The following is a 22,843-nucleotide window of genomic DNA, read 5'->3' as shown; positions in this document are numbered from 1 at the left end:
CTCAGCTTATAGGTCTGGCTGCAATGTGCAAGCCGATCGTATTCTGTATTTCGCCGCATTTCTGCTCCGCCTGCGCTGCATCGTCCCCTCCAACCATCACTCGGCCAATCCAGTCAAAATTAGATCTCGGAAAGGACACCTCGCGCCCTGCAGCAATGAAATGCGACCGCAGAATGTCCGCACGTCCCTCTAATTCCTTAAGCCCCGTAACCTCGATCAGCCTGCCGTCAACCGGCGAACAGAATTCCCGTGAAGCAGCGCCGCGTGAGACGCTTGGCGTCAACTCCGGGGCCTCCCCCATATGCATACGAAGCACTTCGCGCGCCAGGTCAATGCCCGTTGCGTATTTAATCATCTCCGGAACAGGCCCGCCCACCATCCGCGGATTGAATTCAATAATCTTAGGGCCTTCAGGAGTGAGAGCAACCTCTGTATGTGTGGGGCCAAAGTCAACCCCAAGTGCATGCAGTCCCCTGCGGACCACGTCAACGATCTCTGCCTCATGGCTTAGCTGAACCGGAAAGCTGGCACCCGTCTCTACAAAATAGGGGAATCCAACCAGACGGCGGTCCGTAATCCCGATCAGGTGATCCTGCCCCTGATAAGTAACCATCTCCACACTGACCAGTGGCCCGGCTGCGTATTCCTCAATGAGCACATCCGTACTTCCATAGAGATTACGCCCGAAATCCCTGTTGTTCACATAACTCTCGTAAGCCTGGCGCAGCTCTCGCTCATTGTTGACAAAGACTACCCCAATACTCATAGCCCCGTCACACGGCTTAACGATACAGGGATAACCCATGGAATGGGCATGTTGGCAAGCTTCCTCCGCACTGCCTGCGAGCAGCGAACGGGGAACCGGCACACCGCTCTGAACGCAGATTTCTCTGGATCTATATTTATTCCGGGCATTCTTGGCAGCCAGCGGGTGCATGGTCGGCACACCAACCGCATGCGCAGCAGCCGTTGCCTGCACCACATAGAATTCTGCAAAGGACATCACTCCGGTCAAGGGATACGCTTGATGGTACTCTTTGACAAAGTCAACCACAGCTTCTTCATTAAAGGTGTCCACTTCATGAATGTAATCTACCAACCGGAGCGGGTGGGACTCCAGCGGCTGGCCCTTCAGGTAATGCTGAATATTCTGGGTCAGCAACGTGACAGTGTACCCCAGCTCCTTGCAAGCCTGGATACCTGCGATAGACTCATTGCTTTCTACTAATAACAGGTGCTTCATGAGTTGCATCCTCCTTGTAAGCGGGCAGTATTTGCACTTCATGCTCCAGATACCGCCGCAATTGTGACAGCCTGGCTTGCAGCGACGCCGAATTCTCGCCAACGATGATTACGGTCATCACGGCATCCACGCTGGAATGGGCCGCGTCCAGCTGCTCGCCTTCTCTGACGCGGGGAACATATTCCTTCACCCATTCAAAAGGCAGCGTCTGCGGAATAGCCTTTACTGTCCCGGGACGCTTCGGCATTAGATATACCCCCGCTACCTGTGACGGCCTTGGCGCCGGCAGCTTCAGCGGCAGACCGCATTGCGCCCGGACCCATTCCCGGTTCAGATCCACGCCGTACATGGCACTGACAGATTCACTGATCCGTCCGCCTGCGGTCCGGCTGGCAATTTCACAGAATACCCATTCATCCTCCGGAGTATGGAACATTTCACAATGAAAGGTTGAGATTCCCGGTGAGGGCAGGGCTTCAATGACCTGCTGAACTTCATGAACCAGCCGCTCATACAGCGCGCAGCCGGGGCTGAGCAATTCCACGAAGCAATCCTGCTGGAGAATCTCCAGCGGCTTGCAGGAATATTTGCCCACAGAAGCAAAGCGGATCTCCTGGCCCATCATCAGACCATCAATCTCATACATCTCTCCCTCAACATAGGCTTCAACCATTAAGCCGCTGCCAAGGCCGCGTTCCCATACACCATTCAATTGCTCCGGGGTCCGTATAATATCCGTATTCATAGAACCCATACCATCCAGCGGTTTAACCACAACCGGCAAGCCATGTTCCCGTACAAAATCATACAGCTGAAGCGGCGAAGCCAGCCTGCGGAATGCCGGGCATGATACCTGCGGGCTGACCAAGCTTTTCATCACCGCTTTATCCCTGTAGGCAATTGCGCTATCCAGCCGTTGTCCAGGCAGATGCAGCCGTTCACGCAGCCGGGCTGCACGAATCAGATCGCTCTCATCGAGGGCTATAATCAGACGGTAAGGATGATCTTCATACAAACGTAACGCATCGATCTCTACCCGGTCATTAGTCACCCAGTTGTCGAACACCTCTACAAGGGCATAGGGCTCCGTTGTCTCACCATATGCCGGCGAAGTATACAGGTATACCTCTTCATCCAGATCCTCCAGCCAGCTCAGATAAGGAGCGAAGGCCCGCCTCCTTTGATTCAGAATTAATATCGCCACAGTTTCCCCTCCTCTTTGTTATGAACAGGTGACCGGTTTAACATCACGTATAGTACAAGGGACAGCCCGGACAGAACGGCTAATGATAACCAGAAGTAGGACAACTCTCCGTAGATGCTCCACATATGTATGAATTGCAGCCCGGTATATACACCGATTCCTTCGCCAAGGGCCGTGGACAATCCGATGACACTGAAATACGTGATACGCAGATCCGGATGGGCAGCGTTAGAGACATAAGCATCTATCGTGGGTATGAATAACATTTCTGCAAGGGTGAACAACGCGACGAATACGTAATAGCCCCAGATCGAGCCAATGACCGCATTCATTGAAAAAGAAACGCTGAATAGCAGAAACGCCAGAGTCAGCCGGTATCCCTCACGCTGGCCTGACAACGCTGTATTCATCCAGCGCCCGAACGGAATCTGCAGCAGCACCACGAGGATTCCGTTCAGCATAAGCAGACTCCCCAGCCTTTCCGGTGCGTTATAATAAGTGCCGATTAAATAAGGAAAGGAATTGAACAATTGGGTAAAGAAAAAGCAGCCGATCATATTGAACAGCAGCACTTTACGGAAGCTTTTATCGAGCAGAACGGTCTGATATCCTTTCCAGAAGCTTACCGGCTTCCGTTCCTGGTCAAGCAGACTGCACCCGGGCGGGAAGATAGTGAGCAGGATAGCACCCGCAACATAGAACCCTCCAACGAAGGTCAACGTGAAGCTTTTCAAGGAGCTAGTCAGCAGAAAGGAGCCGATTAACGGCCCGGCAATGGCCGCACCGTTCGTATACATATTGGAATTCGCAAAATAAAACAGGGCATTGCCATCCTTACTCCCCACGAAGGATAAAGAAGCCTTGGAGGACAAGCCCCTGACCGAGTAGCCGATCCCGGCAATGATAAGCTGGATTGTAATCAAAAGCGGCGACTGCCAGAAATCCACCATTGCGATGGAGACGCCTGTTAGCAGGCAGCCGAACCACATGCATTTGAACGGGTCCATATTGTCCAGCAAGGGTCCGGTAAGGAACCTCGCACTGCGGTAAGACACGGTGAAGATCATGGTAACTACAGCGGTAACCGACAGAGGCAATCCTTTGACCTGAGACAGATAGACCGTTAATATCGCCGTCATGGCGTAGAAGCCAAGATGGGTAATCAGCGTGTTCAGGCAAATGGCAAACACCGGCCGGGGCACCTTTAGGTTTCGGAAAAGATTCATGTGATGGCCTTCCTTGCCGCCAGATCAGCAGCCATGCGTCCGATTAATTCCTCCGGCGAATGACGCTGCAGGAATCCGCACACTTTAGCAGGCTGCCCGCACAGATAACAGCGGCGTGAAGGAGCACCCAGCTCATGCCTGCCCATTGCTTTTCCCGATGAATCATAAATATCCATATCCCAATACGCGCTAAGCGGATGCTCCAGTTCAAAGGACAGACAGAATTGCTTCAATTCCGCCGCATCCGCAGATACCTGAAGATAAGCTACCGGACCAAGCGCCAGCTCGATCCGCTCAAGCATAAGTATCTTATAAGCTGCAACCGCCAGAGCTTCCTGTAAAGCCTCCATACAGAGCTCGAATAATTCATAGGCAACAGCCAGCTTCTTATCCGGCCCCGGAATATTCATCATAATCTGTATCAGCGAGCCTTCTGCCGGATACCTGGCCTCTCTTAGCTCATGGAGGCGCTCCCGGTCACGAAGGATGGCTGACACAGCGGAATCGTTCGCCACACTCTTTCCTCCCCCTGATTCTCAGTCCACAAATGCAAAGCAAGCGTCATGGCCAGCAGATCGGCTGATCCGCCGGGAGATAGGGAACGGAGACGGAAATCCTCCTCCATGGTGCGGATATAGGCTCTGCCCTCAGAGGTGAACAGACTCCCCCGGTCCAACGCCGCTAAGGCACTCTTCTGAGTATAGTCAATCCTTGTCCTGTCGAAATTGCGGTTCAGCAGCGTGGTATCCTGTACCACAGTCATCAATGATAACAAGGAGTGGATCTGCGCCGTCCGCAGATCCGCTCCTTGTTGAAGCGCCTCACGCAAGGCAGGCAAGCCCTGCTGAAGAATGGACGGAAATCCGTCTATAACTTCGCCCCGTATCCCTCTAATTCCCCACTCCCTGTACGCGCGTCCGCCTGTGCTTGCATGTTGCGTCTCCTCCAGGATGTCTGCCAATTGTGCCCGCAGCGGATACTCAGCCAGCCTTCCGGCCAAGCGGCATATCTCCTGCGGTTCTGCTATGCCGGATGGACTTTGACTCGTCATTCCGGCAGCCGCGCATAGAATCAACCCCAGGAAGATCGTTCCTTTATGGGTATTCACTCCCCCGGTAGCCTTAAGCATGTCAGCCTCGGCCCGCCGCCCGGTCTGCTGGAGCCTCCTGAATAAATATTCTCTGCCGGTTCGGCCCGAGGATTCTGCTACGCCCAAGCGTGCTGCTTGCTGGTAATAAGGCTGAATGCGGAGTGCGCTTCTCAGAAAAGTGTAAACATCCATATCCGCGTGACATCCGTTGCTGACCGCCGATACCAATCCGGGGGAAGGCCAGCTCACAGCCTCGGCCAGAACACTGTAGACCATCGTTTCGGCAATCCAGGACGCTGCAGCTTGGCCGGAAGCGGTCACTTTACGCTCTCCGGGATTGCCGCAGGCCAGTGCTCACTCTGTAGACCGTACTGCTGCAGAAAGCTCCATACTACCCGTTCCAGGCCAAGTCCGATGCAGCCCGACCATGTCTCTGCGTTGTCCCTCAGTCTAAAGTTAAAGGTCTTTGCAAAAAAATCGCCGTGCGTGTCATAGGAAGCAATCGAAATCGTATCGTTTTTATAGGGAATATCCGCACGAACCTCGTATTTGACATGTTTGGGCACTTTGAAATTCTGCTTCACCTTACCCGGCAGGAAGAATGGATCATTGGCTAAGGCACACTCGCCTTTCAGCCCTGCCGCTTCCATCCACTCGATGGTCCATCCTAATGTCAAGTCACGCATCCGGGTGACGTATTCGGGCGTCCCCAGAAATACGAATTCCCGCATGGTGAAATTCAATAACCGTTCAAGCAGATATACACGTTTGCCCTCATTGCGGAAGGATTGGCCTTTGAGTACAAAAGCGGTATTGTCCTCAAGCTCACGGTCCTCCATTTCCATATAGACCTTATAGCAAGGCGCGGATTGCAGAAGATAGGGCGGCGTCTCCAGATAAGGGCCGGAGTCCTGCGGAAGCTTGCCGTTATTGGCGGAGATATCTTCCGCGAAGGCTATCATTTTGGCCTGGTCATGGCTGAGGTGGGTAGCCAGCAGCAAATGCATCGGGGCACTATGGAAATAATTCATCTTCTCGGCGAAGGCAGCAGGCAACAAGACCGAATACTGCCGCTCCTGACAATCCCCGATCCTCCGGCCGATATAATCCACATAGCTCTGGTCAAAATACTCCAGCAGACGGATGATCGGGCGATGGTACGCCAGCTCCTGATTCTTCAATAAAGTCAGCCATCTCTGCTCCAGCAGGTCATCCGAGATATTCCGCTGATTGCCCGGCGTGCAGCAGGAGCACAGCTTCTCCAGCGGCGGCTCATGCAGCTCCACCACATTCAGCCCAGGCTCCAGTACTTCAGCGGATGATGCGGATGCCTCATCATGCTCGGGGGTGAACCGCTCCAGGAAAATAGCAACCTCCCGCTCAATCTGCTCCCTGGGATAAGACGATAGATAAGTGACGCTGATGCGTTTCCCCTGAATCGGGTCCACCTGCACCTTATGGGCGGATACATTTTGCAGGAACATATGGGTGAAAACAGGGATTTGCAGCTTATTCAGCGTCACAGGATCAGGTAATTCCAATCGGTATGTTGTGAACATAACAGCCTCCTACGCTATTGAAATTCCGTATATGTCTTGGACGACGGCAACCTGGTCAGGATGGATTACGGAACGCCCCGTAAAGCCATATTCCCTGGAGAGCAGGCAATCCTCGCGAAACCCCTCCAGATCACGATAAGCCATGTAAGTAGTGTCAAAGCATTGAAGCCCCAGCCTGCGGCAGTATTCCCCCAGCTTCTGCTTGGCCTTCCGGACCTCCCAGGCCGGGTCCACAAGCCCCTTAGCTACACAGTCATTGAAATAATCCGTTCCTCCAAAGGTAAAAGCATAAATATTCCGGCTGGCCTGATGAATCTCTCCGAGATTGGCAATAGCCTCGCAGCATTCGATCATGACTTCATAGCTTGGAGAATAGTTCAAGCTGCGCTTTTGAATAATATCCTGCACCTTGCGTTCCACTTGCCGTAAATCCTCCGCCGTCCGGACCATGGGCAGCCGGATTCGGGCAGGGCGCTCTGGCACTAGCTCTTCCAGATCCTGCTCCCAGTGAGAGGTATGAACACTATTCACGCGGACAATGAGGGTATGCTCCGAGTCACTGAATTCCTGAAGGGCATTCTTGACCACATATCTTGCTTCAAGCTTCTTATCCTCCGGCGTACCGTCTTCCAGACAAAGAATAATATTCATAGGATAGAAGGTCATGGCATACTCTATGTAATTCGGTTTGTATCCCGGAACATAGAAATAGACTTGCTGTTCAGCAGCCTGATTCATCCCGTTACCTCCTCCCGCTCTAAGGCAGCACTCAGCATACTTCGCAAGGCTTCACAGCGGCTGCGGACCACCCAATCATTGGCTCCATTGAACCAGATCTGGGGGGACAGATCCGCCAAGCCATACTGCTTCAGAATGGGAACAACATATTCATAGACTTGGCGGTCCGTAAGCTCCGGCACCATATTCATGCATTGCATTGCAGCATGACCTTCTTCGATGACAATTTTAATATCGCTAGATTCTATCGATCCGGCACTGACATTCATTAAGAACCGACCTCCAATGAGTAATATAGAGCCTCCAGCAGAAAATAATCGCCCCAGATCTGGGATTCGCCTGCGGCTTGAACGACATGCAGCGGAGTGCTGGCGTGCACCAGCAATCCTTCATGCTCCGGACCCGTAGGCGCATACTCCGCAGAAATCAGAATATCGAGCACCCTCTCTGCTTCTTGCCGGAATTGCTGGCGCAAGGGATCATTAGGGCTTAGGGCTGCGGCAAACTGATAGAAGGCAGAGCAAGAGATCGCAGCAGCGGAAGCATCCCTCATAGCCGTCTCCTGATCGGACAGCATCAGATCCCAGGCCGGAACACCGTCACTACAGACATGGGCTAAGTAGAATGCAGAGAGCCGTTCAACCTTTGTTCTCCACTCCTCTTCATGGCCAAGCAGATACATTTGAACCGCTCCATAGAGTGCCCATGTGTGGCCTCTGGCCCATACCGAGGCTGAGCTGAACTTAGCGTTCTTGTTGTAGGGCTCCTCCGGGGCTCCCGTAACGGAATCCATTCTCATATATTCGTAAGTGAAGCCGTCTTCCCTCATCAGCGCAGCACTTGTAATCCGCGCTGATTCTATGGCAGCGGCGCGATAGCGCTCCTCACCGGTTACCCGGTAGGCCCATAGCCACAACCGGATGTTCATCATACTGTCAACGCCTGCGTAGCGCTTCCCCTCGGGCAGCCAATTGCATTCCAGATAACCGCCCGGGAGACGGGAATCAAAGAGGCTGTCAGCAGCTTCAAGCGCAATCGCCCTGTAGGCTTCCTTACCGGTCAGATCGTACCCGAGTGCATAAGAATAATAGAACAGGAAGCCAATATCCTGATAATCCCCCTGATTCTTATAAGGCTCAATCCCGCCGATCCAGCGGTCAGCCTCCTCCATATAGAGAGGATCGCCAGTCAACTGATAGAGCCGGTAGAGAAGTCCAATGAAGAAGCCGGAAGACCACTTATCCTCCAGCATGTATCTTCCGTTGTTCGTAACATAAGGAAGCTTAATCTGACCGGAAGGTGGCATTGAAGCAAGCCTGGCAAGCTGCCGGCGGGTCTGTCTGACGGCACGGTCAATTACCTCATTACGTGTGGATACAGTAATCTTCAGCACCCCCGATCATATTTTCACAGCGCTTGTAACCCGTTCAATCCCAATCTTCTCCAGCCATTCATCCGAAAAAATAGTATTGTAATACCGGTCTCCGCGATCTGGAAGAATCGCAAGAACTTTGTCCCCGGCACGCAGGCGGCGGGCAAGCTTAAGGGCCGCGAATACCGCTGAACCTGCGGAGCCGCCGACCAGCAGCCCTTCTTCCTGAACCAGCCTGCGGGTGGTGGAGAAGGCCTCCGCATCCGAGACATGCGTAATCTCGTCATACAGCTCTCTTCGTACATTGCCCGGTACTATAGCTGAACCAATGCCAATCTGATGCCTTACACCCGGCGGCTGCCCGAAGGTAACCGAACCGGCCGCATCAACGGCCATGATCTTTATCTGCGGGATATGTTCTTTCAGCCCCAGGCTGCACCCGGTAATGAGACCGCAGGTACCTGCCGGTATGACCACCCACTGAAGCCCATTACCGAACGCCTCATAGATTTCAGGCGCAGTCGTTTGTCTGTGTGCCTCAGGATTACTCGGGTTATTATACTGATTAGGCCAGAATGCCCCCAGTTGCCTGACGAGATCCTGTACCTTGTCCAGGCGGGCTCTAAGATAGTTGCCATACTCATCAGCCTGATCAACCATTACCGTCTCTGCACCATAAGCCTGGATAATGCTGAGATTGACCGGGCTGATTTTGGGATCGACCACACAAATCAGCTTGTACCCTTTTTGCCGTGCTACAAGCGCCAGTCCGATCGCCAGATTCCCGGAGGAAGATTCAACAATCGTGCCGCCGGGCTGCAGTTGTCCCGCTGCCTCCGCTTGGCTGATAATGTAGAGCGCTGTGCGGTCCTTCATGCTGCCGCCGGGATTAAGGCCTTCCAGCTTGATGAATACCTGCGCCCCATTCGGCTCTGGAAGATAATTCAGTTTAACAATAGGCGTGTTCCCAATTAATTGCAGCACATTGTCGTAGATCAAACCTATCACCTCCCAAGGGAAAATCTCATATTTTTTTCTATAAAAAGTAAAATAAATACATTCGCATCATACACTCATGTCCCAATAAATGTAAATATATCAAAAAAATTTATCACATTGATTCAAATTTTCTATAAAAATCCATAGGTTTGCAACAACAACATCAAGCAATTATGATTAACTTCATAATGTTTAGTGCCCCGGGAGGTAGTAATATGTCCAAAACGATATTAGTGGTAGACGATGATGAAGAAATCGTAAAGCTTATCAGCAAGACGCTAAGGTATGAGCAATTCGCTGTAATTACGGCCAGTTCGGGGGGAGAAGCTTTATCTGCGGTGGAGGATCACCCTATTGATTTCGTTGTTCTCGATATCGTCATGCCTGATATGAGCGGACTGGATGTCTGCCGGACGATCCGGTCCTCTTATAATGTTCCTATTATGTTATTAAGTGCGCGGGATCAGGATATTGATAAAATTGTCGGTCTGGAAATCGGCGCAGATGATTATATGACCAAGCCGTTCAGTATTCAGGAGCTGGCTTCCAGGATCAAGGCGCATTTCCGCAAAGTGGACAGGCTGCACAAAGAGTGGGGCGAGCTTAGCCCCGCCAAAGACAAGGCCAATGCTCCGCTCATTTTAAATGATAAAACGTATGAAGCCTTCCTGTACGGCGGGAAGCTCGACTTATCCGCGAAGGAATTTCAAATTCTGTCTATTCTGATGCGTCACCCGAATCAGGTACTAAGCCGGGAGCAGATCTATGAGAACGTCTGGGGAGACGAATACGGCGAGATCAATACCGTAACGGTTCATATCAAGAATATCCGCAAGAAGCTGGGTCCTGAGCAACACTTCATTAAAACCATTTGGGGCATAGGCTATAAATACACGGAAAGAGAGCAATAGGATGAAACTTAAAATCAAGCTTCCCCTGTTATTCCTGCTGATGCTGCTGATTCTGATGTTCTCTATTGGACTCTACTTGAAGTTTGTCTTTGCCGTATATTCCCCAATACGTACCACCTTGCTGGACTCACCATATATAGTATTACTGCTGCCCATCTTCGCCATCGCTGGCTGCATATTTCTCATTCTGATCATCTATATTCATTATTATATTGAGAAGCCTATCCGGCGTCTGAATGCCCGGCTGGAGGAAGTCAATGTGGTCCATCCCCTGCCTCCGCTGGCTTTGAAGCGTAAGGACGAGATCGGAGAGCTATATAAGCACTTCAATAAGATGGAGCACCGGCTTCAGCTCGCCCACAGAGAACAGACCGATATGCTTGCCGCCATCGCCCACGATTTGAAGACACCCCTGACCTCGATTAACGGCTTCACAGAACTGCTGGCTACCCATGAGAACTTACCTGAAGCTGAAAAGCAGGAATTTTATGAATTGATTCAGCGGAAGTCAGCCTTTATGGTTGAACTCCTCAATGATTTCTCCAGCTTCACCAAAGAAAAATCGGAGCTCGAATCCATGACCGCTAAGCCTGTAAAGGCGAGAGATTTATTTGCCGACATTGCTTTTGAATATGAGTATGAGCTGGCGGGACTTGATATTGAACTGACATGCCGCCATTCCTTCACGGACAGCATTTGGCTGACGGTCAATGAACCGATGCTTCGCCGGGTGTTCGGCAATCTCTTCAGCAATGCCGTACGATATGGTGGAAAGAATGAGCTGAAGGTGTATATGACCGGTTACCTGCGGGAGCATCATGCTTATTTTCAGATTGAGGATAATGGCATTGGTGTGCCGGATAAGGACATGTCTTCGCTGTTCCTCAAATTTTTTACGGTGGACCCGTCGCGGCAGATCCGGAAGGGCGGACTTGGTCTGGGGCTGGCCAGCTGTAAATCGATTATTGAGCACCATGGAGGCGAAATTATGGCCTTCCCTTCCGAACATGGCGGTCTCGGGATCAGGTTCAGCCTGCCTTTATAGTTTTTTATATTTTCTTCAGATCTGTTTATTTTTCTTTTAATAAAGCTTCATGTTTGGATGTGACAATAAGTTGTAGCAGGATACAACAATCACTGGAACCAAGCAGGAGGTTTGAGGAAGAATGAGTATTTTATCCAAGAAAAGAATCGGCAGCACGCCCGCTATACAAATTGACGGAGTGCACAAAAGCTTTGGCGACTATACCATATTAAACAATCTTTCGCTGGAGGTCAGCCGGGGAGAGATCTACGGATTCCTGGGACTGAACGGCGCCGGGAAGACAACGACGATCAAAATGCTCCTGGCAATGCTTAAGCCTACTTCCGGCAAGCTGTATATGTTAGGTGAGAAGGTCGACGCCGGAAACTCTAAATTATGGAGCAACGTCGGATATTTGGAGGAGGCTACCTTTTATCCGGATCTGACGGTAACGGAGAATCTTGATATCGCACGGCGTATGCAAGGCTTGCCGGACCCGGATGCCGTACATCAGGTCATCTATAAGCTGGGGCTTGCGCCGCACAAAAAGAAAAAAGCAAAGCATCTCTCACTTGGGAACAAGCAGCGTCTGGGTCTTGCCAAAGCGATGATTCACAACCCGGAGATTCTGATTCTGGACGAGCCGATCAACGGCCTTGATCCCGCAGGCGTGGCGGAGATACGGAATATGTTATACAATCTGGCGCACAATTTCGGCATCACTGTTTTTATATCCAGCCATCTGTTAGAGGAGCTCTCGAAGGTGTCCACACGGATTGGTATTATTCACGGCGGCAAGCTGGTGAAAGAAGTCGCAATGGACAAGCTGGAGCAGTCCTTGGAGAAAAGCCTGGTCGTGAACGGCCGGAACAAGCCCGCCTTAAAGAAGGTGCTGGAGGAGCATGGCTATAACTTCGTGGATACGGCGGACGGCTCCATTAAACTAACCAATGAACATGCCGCAGATCATCCTGAACGGCTGGCCGAACTGCTCGTGCAAAGCAATCAGCCGCCAACGTCACTCCGGGTGGTTACAGAGGATCTGGAAGGCTATTTTCTCCGCACCATCGGGGTTAACAGGGGGATTGTATAATGAATATTTTATCGGTGTTGCATTGTGAGATCCGCAAGATTATCCGCTCGAATGTATTCTGGATCATGTTCCTGGTTTTAGGCTTCGGGCCCATCATGATGGGCGTCGGAAATGTATTATCCAGTGACGCCGGCGGTGTCACCTGGGAAGTGTATTTAAACGGATTGCTGGAGACACTTGCCCCGCTGGGAGTGATCGGATACACCTTTGTGGCCGCATGGGTATTCGGACGGGAATTTTCAGACCGGACCATCAAAGATTTACTGGCCAAGCCCATTTCCAGAGCGAAAATTGTATTGTCTAAGTTTCTGGTCATTTTAGCATGGTGCGTGCTGCTGTCCATCTATATGTTTGCCATTGGTCTTGCCGTAGGAGCCATCCTGGGCGTTGCAGGCGGGTCCGCCGCTTTCATTTGGAGCTTGTTCCTTAAGTTCCTGATTACCTCGCTGTTGTTCATTTTGGTGACCACACCAAGCATTCTGTTGGCTAATGTGACCAAGGGCTACCTGGCTCCCCTGGGGCTCATCCTGATCATCGTCATTCTGTCCAATGTGCTCAGCTCCTTCGGATTTGCACCCTACTTCCCATGGACGATCCCGTCGGTATTTCTAAGCACCGGTTCGCTGCAGCTGAGCAGTATCATCATACTTGCCTATACCGGGATCATCGGAATCGCCGGAACCTTTGCCTGGTGGAGATATGCGGAGCAGCCTTAAGCGGGAAATGATCATTCTTCATCATCCATCGCGCTCTTCATCGCCTCCTGCTCACGGAAGGCCGAGGGTGTCAGTCCGTACTTTTTCTTGAACAGGGTGGAGAAGTAAGTGATGTTGTAGATCCCGACCGCTTCACTGATCTTGGCCGCCGTGTCAGGTGTAGCAGCAAGTAACTCCCTGGCTTTGTCCAGCCGGGTGTTGTTCAGGTATTCACTGAAGGATTGCCCGGTTGCTCCTTTGAACAGCTTGCCCAGATAGCTGGGTGACAGTCCGGCGATTTTGGACACCAGATCGAGGGAAATATTAGGCTCGGCATAATGCTCATGGACATAATTCTGTACTTTTTCAATGAGACTATTATGCTTCTTGGCATTCATCCAGTGATTTTTGTCTTCAATTAACTTGCAGATCGTGGAGCAATAGCGGCCAAACAGGTTGCGGATCTCCGCCAAATCCTCAGCACCTTCAATCTCGGTTACCGCCTGCAGGTAATCATTGAAATTAGAATCCGGCACATGCTGTAAATAATCGAAATGTTTCAGCAAAGACAACATGAGCTGAGTGCTAAAGGTAATGATCTGATGAACCGAACCGCCGGATATGGTATCGATAAATTCTTGGGTGGCGCTAATAATAGGCTCCGGCTTGCCCTGCTGCACAGCATCAATCAGCTTCTTCTCGCAGGCGCCGGGATAGCTTAAGGCCGTTAACACATGGTGCCTTGTCGCCGCTGCATCCAGAATCGCTTCTTTTCCATAGATTAAGCGGTATTTCACATACTGCTGCGCGGAAGTATACGAGGACGGAATATTTCCCTTGCCAAAGGCTATATCTCCTATACCAATAGATACTGTCACCTTGAAGTAACGGTTCAGGAAGCTTTGAACATCACGCAAGGCAGGCTTCAGCTCCTCCGGGAGCTGATTTTTCGTATACTGAAGGATGGCAACGGCTTCATTTCCTCCCATGATGAGAACATCACAGGGGCCGATATGCTCCAGCAGCTCTTTGGAGATATTCCCCAGCGCGAAGCGCAGCAAGGACTGCTGTTTCCCCTCTACCCTCTCCCCTGCCGGCTCAAGCTCATTGATCTTGAACACCAGCACGCCGAAGAACGGCCCCGCCACCTCCTCTCCAATCTCCTTAATTATTTCGCTGGAGGCCGAGTCCTCCAGGGAATGACCCCGCAGCAAGGCATGAAGATAATGCTCACGGACCGTCCGGGAAGAATGGCTGATGACGAACTGCATCGATTTCTCACGTTCATGATAGGATTGGAACACTTCGTTCACCATCTTGTACTCATCTATAAGTGCCAGGCCGGATGCGGGTGTGGCCGGGGCAGGCATAACTTTTTCCAGCAGCGCCGATAAGGGCTTATTCATGTTCGAGGTCAACAGGATAGAGCTCAACAGGCCTGCGAGTACAATTCCGGCGGTCACCAGCAGCGTAATTCCCCGGAGCTGATCAATGTTAGAAATAAGCTCCGAATACGGTGAAACGCTTACAAAATACCAGTCCAGTTCCTCTGATTTCACATAAGTGACCAGACTCTTTTTGTTTGCGATCGTCGTGGTGAAGCTGTTCTCCGGTTGGTTCTCAATTAATATCGTCCGCACATACTCCTCCCCGGATAGATCATCCAGGAACAGATTGGAATCGGTATGAGACAGCACTTTACCTTCATTATTGATCACGAAGACATTATTAGCGGCGTCCGCTTTGCCGATCTTGCGGATGGTCGTCAGAATCGACTGCTCCTCCACATTGATATAGATCAGCGGACTGCCTGTGGTCTGATATGCAAAATTCGGATACAGCAAGAAGGTCAGGAACTGTAAGGGCTTGCCGTTGTTGCGGCCCGCAACCTTCAGGCTGCGCGGATTGAATTCCATGTACTGCTTCGCGCTAGGCGCGGTGAGCGATACGTCGAATGGAAGCCCGGCTGTATCGACTGTCGTGCCTGTAGAAGGCCGGTGGATTCCGATACTGTGGATATATGGGTTTAGATTGGCAATTTGCTCAATCTGCTGAAAAATATGATAATTGCTTACCTTGTTCTCCACCGTCTCATCCAGAAACGAAAGGATCTCCGGTTGAATCAGCAGTGTATTTCCAATCGTCATGACTTGATTATAGACTACATCCGAAGCGTACGTGATCTGGGATAACATGGCCCGGGAATTACGTTCGATCTCCTTAATGGCGCTTCTGGAGAACAAGGAGAAGAGTACACTGGACAGCAGGCTTACGGTTAGCAGAACGAGAAGGAAATATGAGATGGTGAGTTTTTGAAAGGCCTTGTATCGAACAAGCCGGTTGATGGTTGCCCGCATGTTGTATTCCTCCCAATGCTGCTCGTTATCATTTCTAAATATAGACCATTTCCGGCCGAAAAGGTACTGAATCAGGGGAAAATGAAAGCCATTCCTTTTTTTTGAAAGCCTTGTGCCCTTATTTGAAAGCGTTTGCCGGGTTTTAAAATAGACACTCGTTGCGGCTATGACTAAGCTGAAATCAAGGCAACAGTCATTTATAACAAATAGGGGGAACAGGAATTGAAGAAAAAACGGCGCCCAGGGCTCAGCATACTGTCGGACATCCGCAGAAACGGCACATCCTATTTGTTGGTTTTGCCGGCCATGGCATACACATTTATTTTCGGGTATATGACCTATCCTTATCTGGTCATTGCTTTCCAGCGTTTCAATTATACAAAGGGAATCTTCCATAGCGAATGGGTGGGCTTCAAAAACTTTGAGTTTTTCTTTCGTTCCAATAAAGCGCTTACAGTTACCTTTAATACCATTTACCTTAATTTACTGTTTATTATTTTTGGTACACTGATGGCGCTGGCCATTTCACTGGTGCTGAATGAGCTGCGCAAGAAGCTGTTTGTGAAGATCAGCCAGTCGCTGATGTTATTCCCAAATTTCATTTCATGGATCGTCATTAGCTATGTGCTGTATGCGCTTTTCTCCATGGATATGGGCGTGATTAACAGAATCCTGAACCAATTCGGCATGGCCTCCGTGAACTGGTATACCGAAGCCCAGTCCTGGCCGGCGATTCTGACCATCATGCATGTGTGGAAGGGTGCGGGCATGAGTGCGATCATCTACCTGGCGACCATTACCGGCATCGACGAGACGTTGTATGAAGCCGCCGAGATTGACGGGGCGAACCGCCTGCAAATGTGTTTTAGGATAACACTTCCGCTAATGATGCCAACGGTTATTATCCTGACCATGCTCTCGGTCGGCAAAATTATGTACGGCGATTTCGGGATGATCTATGCGCTCATCGGGGACAACGGCACCCTGTATTCGACTACAGATATTATTGATACGTATGTATTCCGTTCCTTGCGCCAGATCGGCGACCCTTCCGAAGCCATGGCCGTGGGATTATTCCAGTCGGTGATCGGATTCATCCTTGTCTTTGGTACCAATGCCATTACCCGCAAGTACTTCAAAGACGGTGCATTATATTAAATCCGGGAAGGAGGAGGAGTATTCATGAAAAGAATTTCATTCAGCAGAACGGTTATGTACACGCTTACTGCGGTCTATTCGGCACTGTGCCTGCTTCCGATGCTGCTCGTGCTGATGATCTCCATCACGGATGAGGATGCCATTCTTAAGAACGGCTACAGCCTGTTTCCGGAGAAATTCTCTCTGTATGCCTATAAGCTGATCTTCACGAGCGGCTCCCAGGTCATTCAGAGCTACGGCATTTCGATCTTTGTCACCCTCGTCGGTACCACGTTGGCCCTGCTGATTACTTCTATGGCAGGCTATACCCTGGCGAACAAAAATGTGAGGTACCGCAATCTGCTGGCCCTTTACTTTTTTATCACCATGATTTTCTCCGCCGGCATTGTGCCCTGGTATCTGATGAACCGGGCGCTCGGCTTAACCGATAATATTCTCGCCCTGATTATTCCGTCCCTGCTGTTCAGCCCGTTCAACCTCTTCCTGGTGCGTAATTTCATGAACGGCATACCCGACTCGCTGAGGGAATCCGCAACTATAGACGGAGCCAGTGATATTGTCATTGCCTTTAAGATCTATCTTCCGTTATGTAAACCGGTACTGGCGACCATCGCCCTCTTCTATGGACTGGATTATTGGAACAATTGGTGGAATGCGATCATGCTGATCGACACGAAAGACTTGTACCCGCTGCAATTCATGCTGCTGCAGATGCAATCGGAGATCAGTATGCTGAACGATATGGCCATGCTGGCCGGAACAAGCGACGTTACGCTTCCTTCGGAGTCGGTCAAGATGGCGACAGCCATCGTAACCATCGGGCCGATCATCTTCCTCTATCCTTACTTACAGAAGTACTTCGTGAAAGGGCTCGTGATCGGTTCAGTCAAAGGCTGATGTCATCCCTTAGGGGTTAACATATAGAAGACAACATAAGAGGAGGTCCGTATTATTCATGAGAAAATCCTATGCAACCCTGTTAGCTGTGGTCCTTGCTCTGTCCACCCTGGTTGGGTGCGGCAAGGCCGATAATGCCAGCCCTGCTGCAAATGGAGAAAGCAATGCTTCATCCCCGAATGCAGAGAAGACTAATTCCTCTGAGGTCGTCAAGATCAAATACGTGGTTCCCGGCACCGAGCCGAAAGACTACCAGAAGGTGTTCGAGAAGGTCAACGAGAAGCTGGCTGCAGACGGTGTCAGCGTTGCCGTGGAGAAAATCTTCATCCCCTGGGATGCCTGGGACCAGAAGCTGAACCTGATGCTGTCCACCGGTGAAGAATTCGATCTGTTTCATGTCATGCAGGACCGCACTCCTTTTTCCAACTATTATACCCGGGGTGCACTGGCCGATATCTCAGAGGAGATTGAGAAGTACGGAGCCAACCTGAAAAAGAATATTCCGGAGGACATCTTTGGTGGAGCCACCATTGGCGGGAAATATTATATCGTCCCCTCCTACTGGGTTGAAATGGCCAGTGAAGGCCAGTTCAATATCCGCCGCGACATTCTCCGCGAGAACAATTTGCAGGAGCCTACAACTCCGGCTGAATTGATTAGCGCCTGGGAGACGGTGATGAAGAACTGGAAGGGGAAGAACAAGCCTTACTTAGGCACCCGGGCTGATTTTGACCCGATCAATCTGCATACCTCCATCCTGCACCGGACCTATGACACCTTCCCGTTCACGGTTAAGGATAAGTTCTTCTATGTCAGCCAGAACGGAGAGGTCAAATCCTGGATTGAAACAGACGAATTCAAGAAGGATGCCGCCTTCATGCACGAGCTGTACACCAAAGGAATTACGAACCCTGACATCCTGGTCATGAAGCAGGAACAGGTAGATGCCCAGCTCGACAGCGGAGAATGGTTCGTACGCCTGGGAACGGGCGGAAGCCTGAACGGGCTCCAGAAGTACAATCCGGATGCTACAGTGGACGATATCGGCGTGGTATGGTTTAACCCGGAGAAAGAGTATTTGCGCCCCCTCTCCTTCAAGAACGGGAATGCCGTACCGGCGAACAGCAAGCATCCCGAGGCGGCCGTTAAGTTTATGGATTGGATGCTGGCCAGCCAGGACAACTACGATCTGGTTCAATATGGCATCGAGGGTGAGCACTACACCAAAGATGGCGACAAGGGCCTAAAGCCGATCAGAGACCCGAACAACAATAATAATCCAAGATACAGAGGCTCTGATTCCCAGAACGGCAATGTGAACTTTATGCGCTTTGACCCGGAGAGCAGTATTCCTGAGAATAACAAGGTCTTATTCGAGCCTAATCCGAGTGCGGTCAACAGTATTGCCGCCAACTTTATTTTTGACCCGACGAATGTAAGAACAGAATATACCAATATTCTCTCGGAGGCTTCAGCCAGCATCACTCCAATCTATATGGGTGTGCTGGACTACGACAAGGCCTTCCCCGAAGCGCTGGATAAAATGAAGAAGGCAGGTCTGGATAAGGTCGTTGCCGAATACCAAAAGCAGTTCAAGGAATATCAAGCTTCTCAGCAATAAAACGAGCTGCAACATAAAAGGAGCGGAGAAATCGTGAGCCTGCATCAGCAAAAACAACAATTTGAAGCCACCAAAACCATCTATGACAGCGCAACCCTGCTATTTAAAAACGTGGACGGATTCGATGTCTATAATATTTCAATTCCTTTTGAACGGGATGGCAAGCGCTACTTGTTCGGGCGGGTAGAACGCCGGGAAGAATGGGCACGCTCCTGGGTCCGGCTGTTCGAGGAAACAGGCCAGGATGAATGGACCCTGGTGGAGAACAGCATGATCTATACGCTGGAGGACCCGTATATCAGCGAAATAGGTGATGAGCTCGTACTGGGCGGAACGCATGTGCAATATCAAAGCGGCAAATACAGCACGTATTTCGGTTATTTTTACCGGGGGACGGACCTCCACGACTTGTATTACTTTACTACCGGTCCTAACAAAATGAAGGATATTCGCCTTGTTGCTCTGGCGGATGGCAGAATTGGCGTCTTCTCGCGTCCGCGGGGCCATGAGGTGAAGGGCCAATATGGCAGCGAATCCATGATCGGCTTCACGGTGATTGACAAGCTGGAGGATTTGACTGCTGACGTTATTGAGAATGCCCCGTACATTCATGGTATCTTCGGAGCAGGCGAATGGGGAGGCGTCAACCAGGCTTACCTGCTGAGCAGCGGCAACATCGGGATTATCGGCCATATCTGTTATTCGCATCAGGAGGAGAGCGGGCAGGAAATCAAGGTCTATATGAATATGTCCTTCATCTTCGATCCCGTGACCCGGGAATCCCATGACCTGCATCTGATCGGAAGCCGTTCCTGCTACCCTCCTGGACCCGCCAAGGCACCCTACTTGACGGACTGCGTCTTCTCTGCGGGGATCGTGATGCGTGAGGACGGCAAGGCTGATCTGTACAGCGGGGTTGGCGACTGCCAGGCCGGACGCATTACGATTGACTATCCGTTTGCGCCTTACGGAAGCATTGTTTAAATAGATTGAACTAAAAATTTAAGCTAAAGGAAAAGTGGCGGAGGGGAATTTTGGAACTGGAAGAGCGATAGCGACCGCCTGAAAGCTTTCCGCAGGAAAGCTCGCATCGTAAGCATCAGCAGTCTACGGATTTCAACCGTTAAAAACGGCATAAAATCATGAAATCTGTAGACAACAGCGGCTGGAAGTCCAAAACTTCTCTGGAGTCACGGCTAATTCCAAAACATAAAAAAATTAGTTCAATTTATCTAGACACAGTTCAACATCCAAGGAGGATATTCAACGATGAATGATAACAATACACCCATTATAGGAGCTTTGGCATCTAGCCCGCTCATCCGCCGTCACCCGGCTAACCCAGTGCTGGATGCAGCCCGGGTCCCTTACCCCACTGCACTTGTGTTCAACGCGGGAGTGGTGAAGTTCGGCGGCCGGTATGTGATGGTATTCCGCAATGACTACGGCTCCCTTGAGAAGCAGACCCTTGAGCCGTCTCACACAACGGATCTCGGTATCGCTTTCAGTGAAGACGGGATTCACTGGACGGCGGGGCCCAAGCCGCTGTTCAAGCTAAACGATGAAGAGTTCGTGCGCGGATATGATCCGCGTCTGACAGTGATCGATGGCCGCTGCTACATGTGCTTCGCTGTAGATACACGGCATGGGATCCGGGGCGGAATCGCAGTCACGGATGACTTCGAATCCTTTGAAATATTGAGCCTGTCTACGCCGGACCTGCGGAATATGGTGCTGTTCCCGGAGAAAATCAACGGCAACTATGTGCGGCTGGAACGGCCGTTCACCGTATACAGCCGCGGAGGCTTGGACCGGTTCGACACTTGGATCGCGGAGTCGCCGGATCTGATCTACTGGGGCCGTTCCGAACTGTTGCTGGCGGTGGAGCAGGTTCCGTTCGCCAATGACAAGATCGGCCCGGCAGCACCGCCGGTGAAGACAGACAAGGGCTGGCTGACCACCTTCCATGCGGTGGATCTTGATCCCGCCAGAGGCAAGAACGGCTGGGAGCCGTCCTGGAAGAAGCGGTATACAGCAGGCATTATGCTGCTTGATCTCCATAATCCGAAGAAAATCCTCGGGATGAGCGCATCACCGCTGCTCGCCCCTGAAGCCCCCTACGAAACAGATGGCGGCTTCCGCAATGATGTCATCTTTCCCGGCGGCATGATCCTGGAGGACGACGGCGAAGTGAAAATCTATTACGGCGCCGCTGACACCGTAGAATGTTTGGCTACGGCCCATGTTGATGATTTGATCAGGCTTTGTTTGGGGCAGTAACAGAAGCGGGTATCATCCTTGAATGAGGATGATACCCGTTTCTTTTGTGCGTTTTTAGACGAAATTCAGTTCGTTGATTTCGTGGGAATCTTTTTCTCTTTGCTTTGTGATCATACTTGGCTCCGGCATAGCGGATGAATTAAGTATCACCCATGCCGCGCTTTATAAACACTTTAAAAACAAGCAAGAGCTCTGGGCAGCCTGACAACAAAAGAGTCTGTCAAATGACAGACCCTTTACTCTCAACGCTTCACTTATAGAAGGAAGCACATTTAAGAAAACGGATATCGGGTATCACTTTTCTGCATCCATCAGACGAAGCAGCATAATCAGCGCTTCAGCCCGGGTAGCAGGATCATTGGGAGCAAAACGATGACCATTCTTGCCCTTAATGATTCCCAAATCTACCGCGGCAGCGACGGACGGCAGCGCCCATGGCTTAATATGCTGTTTATCGGCAAATGAGACCATTTCGTTCGAATGAAGCCCGCCGTCATACAGCCTCATGATCAAGACAGCCATTTCGGACCTGCTAATCCATTGGTTCGGACGGAAGCTGCCATCGGCGTAGCCTTTAATCAGGCCAGTCTGCTCCGCTTCCGCGATGTAATCCCTTGCCCAGACCGGGATTGTATCTACATCCCTGAAATTTAGCGGCATCGCGCCTTTCGCTTCGAAATCAAACGCCCTCGCGGTCATAACCACGAACTCTGCGCGTGTGATCCTCACATCCGGACGGAACGTCCCGTCCCCGAAGCCGTTCACAAACCCCATACTGACAGCGCGTTCTATCCCTTCTTTGGCCCAATGATTAGCAATATCCTTGAATGCTACGGTATTTCCCGCTGCTTGCACCGCGATGTCTGCTTTCGTTCCCGGCTTGACAACCGTATCCGTAAGATCGCTTTTCACAAGCTTCACACGTGTTAATTCTACTCTCGGCTTCTCCGCATTCTTTCCAATGACTTCAAACGTAATGGCTGCGAGCTCGGCTTTTCCCGATAGACCGGCGACTTTGCCAACCTTCGTATGCGCGAACACGACAAGACCATCTGCAGGAGTAAGCGGGACGGAGAACCCTGGCAGCAAGCTTTCACTTTTTTTGTACAATAGAAGGTTTGCATCGTACTTCAAATTGATTTCGAAGCCATAGACATCGGTAAGATCCGATCCCGTCACCGTCACGACAACTTGATTTCCCTTAATGGACGTAGAATTGGAGACCGCTAAGCTAAAGGAGGCGTCCTTGGCCATTGCGTACACCGGCAGCAGGGAAAGTGTGAACCAAGCAGCTAGAAGCATCATTCCAACCCGATATTTCACCCGATATTTCAAGCGAATTCCCATCCTTTCGATATCTCCTTATTCCCACATGT

21 protein-coding genes are annotated in these 22,843 nt (G+C 50.9%); 9 read left to right on the top strand and 12 right to left on the bottom strand.

Annotated elements, in window-relative coordinates:
• Position 1 precedes the first annotated feature (1 nt).
• From NSS83_RS27470 to sbnA, 10 genes are read right to left on the bottom strand one after another with little or no spacing between them, the layout of a single operon-like run.
• The gene (locus NSS83_RS27470) at positions 2-1,243 is read right to left on the bottom strand and encodes an ATP-grasp domain-containing protein (RefSeq protein ID WP_341346909.1); all 1,242 of its coding nucleotides are present in this window, start codon (positions 1,241-1,243) and stop codon (positions 2-4) included.
• Complete coding sequence (locus NSS83_RS27465; RefSeq protein ID WP_341187553.1) at positions 1,212-2,447, bottom strand: ATP-grasp domain-containing protein; 1,236 nt, start codon at positions 2,445-2,447, stop codon at positions 1,212-1,214. Before NSS83_RS27465 ends, NSS83_RS27470 begins: the two co-directional genes overlap by 32 nt.
• Positions 2,435-3,673, bottom strand: a complete 1,239-nt coding sequence (locus NSS83_RS27460; protein ID WP_341187552.1) for an MFS transporter — start codon at positions 3,671-3,673, stop codon at positions 2,435-2,437. Before NSS83_RS27460 ends, NSS83_RS27465 begins: the two co-directional genes overlap by 13 nt.
• Complete coding sequence (citX, locus tag NSS83_RS27455) at positions 3,670-4,188, bottom strand: citrate lyase holo-[acyl-carrier protein] synthase (protein WP_341187551.1); 519 nt, start codon at positions 4,186-4,188, stop codon at positions 3,670-3,672. Before citX ends, NSS83_RS27460 begins: the two co-directional genes overlap by 4 nt.
• Positions 4,128-5,084: a triphosphoribosyl-dephospho-CoA synthase gene (locus NSS83_RS27450; protein ID WP_341187550.1), complete on the bottom strand. Its 957-nt coding sequence runs from the start codon at positions 5,082-5,084 to the stop codon at positions 4,128-4,130. Before NSS83_RS27450 ends, citX begins: the two co-directional genes overlap by 61 nt.
• Positions 5,081-6,322 (bottom strand): hypothetical protein, encoded by a 1,242-nt coding sequence (locus NSS83_RS27445; protein WP_341187549.1) that lies wholly within the window; start codon positions 6,320-6,322, stop codon positions 5,081-5,083. Before NSS83_RS27445 ends, NSS83_RS27450 begins: the two co-directional genes overlap by 4 nt.
• A gap of 9 nt (positions 6,323-6,331) precedes the next feature.
• On the bottom strand, positions 6,332-7,060 hold the full coding sequence (locus tag NSS83_RS27440; protein WP_341187548.1) for an aldolase/citrate lyase family protein: 729 nt from the start codon (positions 7,058-7,060) through the stop codon (positions 6,332-6,334).
• Positions 7,057-7,329 (bottom strand): hypothetical protein, encoded by a 273-nt coding sequence (locus tag NSS83_RS27435; protein ID WP_341187547.1) that lies wholly within the window; start codon positions 7,327-7,329, stop codon positions 7,057-7,059. The genes NSS83_RS27440 and NSS83_RS27435 overlap by 4 nt, the downstream gene beginning before the upstream one ends.
• A complete protein-coding gene (locus tag NSS83_RS27430; protein WP_341187546.1) occupies positions 7,329-8,453 on the bottom strand; it encodes a glycoside hydrolase family 88 protein in 1,125 nt (374 codons plus the stop codon). The genes NSS83_RS27435 and NSS83_RS27430 overlap by 1 nt, the downstream gene beginning before the upstream one ends.
• Positions 8,454-8,459: 6 nt before the next feature.
• On the bottom strand, positions 8,460-9,431 hold the full coding sequence (sbnA, locus tag NSS83_RS27425; protein WP_341346908.1) for a 2,3-diaminopropionate biosynthesis protein SbnA: 972 nt from the start codon (positions 9,429-9,431) through the stop codon (positions 8,460-8,462).
• 215 nt (positions 9,432-9,646) lie between these two features.
• Between sbnA and NSS83_RS27420 the strand changes: the two genes are divergently transcribed.
• The 4 genes from NSS83_RS27420 (at position 9,647) to NSS83_RS27405 (ending at position 13,175) form a co-directional block, all read left to right on the top strand.
• The gene (locus tag NSS83_RS27420) at positions 9,647-10,342 is read left to right on the top strand and encodes a response regulator transcription factor (RefSeq protein WP_341187544.1); all 696 of its coding nucleotides are present in this window, start codon (positions 9,647-9,649) and stop codon (positions 10,340-10,342) included.
• A gap of 1 nt (position 10,343) precedes the next feature.
• Complete coding sequence (locus NSS83_RS27415; RefSeq protein ID WP_341187543.1) at positions 10,344-11,387, top strand: HAMP domain-containing sensor histidine kinase; 1,044 nt, start codon at positions 10,344-10,346, stop codon at positions 11,385-11,387.
• Between the two features lie 121 nt (positions 11,388-11,508).
• Positions 11,509-12,459 (top strand): ABC transporter ATP-binding protein, encoded by a 951-nt coding sequence (locus tag NSS83_RS27410; protein WP_341187542.1) that lies wholly within the window; start codon positions 11,509-11,511, stop codon positions 12,457-12,459.
• Complete coding sequence (locus NSS83_RS27405; protein WP_341346907.1) at positions 12,459-13,175, top strand: ABC transporter permease; 717 nt, start codon at positions 12,459-12,461, stop codon at positions 13,173-13,175. Before NSS83_RS27410 ends, NSS83_RS27405 begins: the two co-directional genes overlap by 1 nt.
• 11 nt (positions 13,176-13,186) lie before the next feature.
• Here NSS83_RS27405 and NSS83_RS27400 read toward each other — a convergent pair whose 3' ends face one another.
• Positions 13,187-15,511 carry a helix-turn-helix domain-containing protein gene (locus tag NSS83_RS27400; protein ID WP_341346906.1) on the bottom strand — a complete coding sequence of 775 codons (2,325 nt, stop codon included), beginning with the start codon at positions 15,509-15,511 and terminating at the stop codon, positions 13,187-13,189.
• A gap of 222 nt (positions 15,512-15,733) precedes the next feature.
• Between NSS83_RS27400 and NSS83_RS27395 the strand changes: the two genes are divergently transcribed.
• The 5 genes from NSS83_RS27395 to NSS83_RS27375 all read left to right on the top strand — a co-directional run bounded on the left by NSS83_RS27395 (position 15,734) and on the right by NSS83_RS27375 (position 21,467).
• On the top strand, positions 15,734-16,669 hold the full coding sequence (locus NSS83_RS27395; protein ID WP_341346905.1) for an ABC transporter permease subunit: 936 nt from the start codon (positions 15,734-15,736) through the stop codon (positions 16,667-16,669).
• A 24-nt stretch (positions 16,670-16,693) separates the two neighbouring features.
• Positions 16,694-17,566 (top strand): carbohydrate ABC transporter permease, encoded by an 873-nt coding sequence (locus NSS83_RS27390; RefSeq protein WP_341187538.1) that lies wholly within the window; start codon positions 16,694-16,696, stop codon positions 17,564-17,566.
• Positions 17,567-17,624: 58 nt separating this feature from the next.
• Positions 17,625-19,187, top strand: coding sequence for an extracellular solute-binding protein (locus tag NSS83_RS27385; protein WP_341346904.1), 1,563 nt, complete (start codon positions 17,625-17,627; stop codon positions 19,185-19,187).
• 33 nt (positions 19,188-19,220) lie between these two features.
• Entirely contained in the window at positions 19,221-20,171 is a 951-nt protein-coding gene (locus tag NSS83_RS27380) for a DUF1861 family protein (protein WP_341346903.1), read from the top strand.
• Positions 20,172-20,456: 285 nt separating this feature from the next.
• The gene (locus tag NSS83_RS27375; protein WP_341346902.1) at positions 20,457-21,467 is read left to right on the top strand and encodes a glycoside hydrolase family 130 protein; all 1,011 of its coding nucleotides are present in this window, start codon (positions 20,457-20,459) and stop codon (positions 21,465-21,467) included.
• 294 nt (positions 21,468-21,761) lie between these two features.
• Here the strand turns inward: NSS83_RS27375 and NSS83_RS27370 are convergent, their stop codons facing one another.
• On the bottom strand, positions 21,762-22,814 hold the full coding sequence (locus NSS83_RS27370; protein WP_341346901.1) for an S-layer homology domain-containing protein: 1,053 nt from the start codon (positions 22,812-22,814) through the stop codon (positions 21,762-21,764).
• Between the last annotated feature and the right edge of the window lie 29 nt (positions 22,815-22,843).

This window comes from Paenibacillus sp. FSL H3-0469, assembly GCF_038051945.1.
In the GTDB taxonomy this organism is placed as follows: domain Bacteria; phylum Bacillota; class Bacilli; order Paenibacillales; family Paenibacillaceae; genus Paenibacillus_AQ.
The sequence above is the reverse complement of the archived record's forward strand: the minus strand, read 5'-3'. Positions and strand labels throughout refer to the sequence as shown.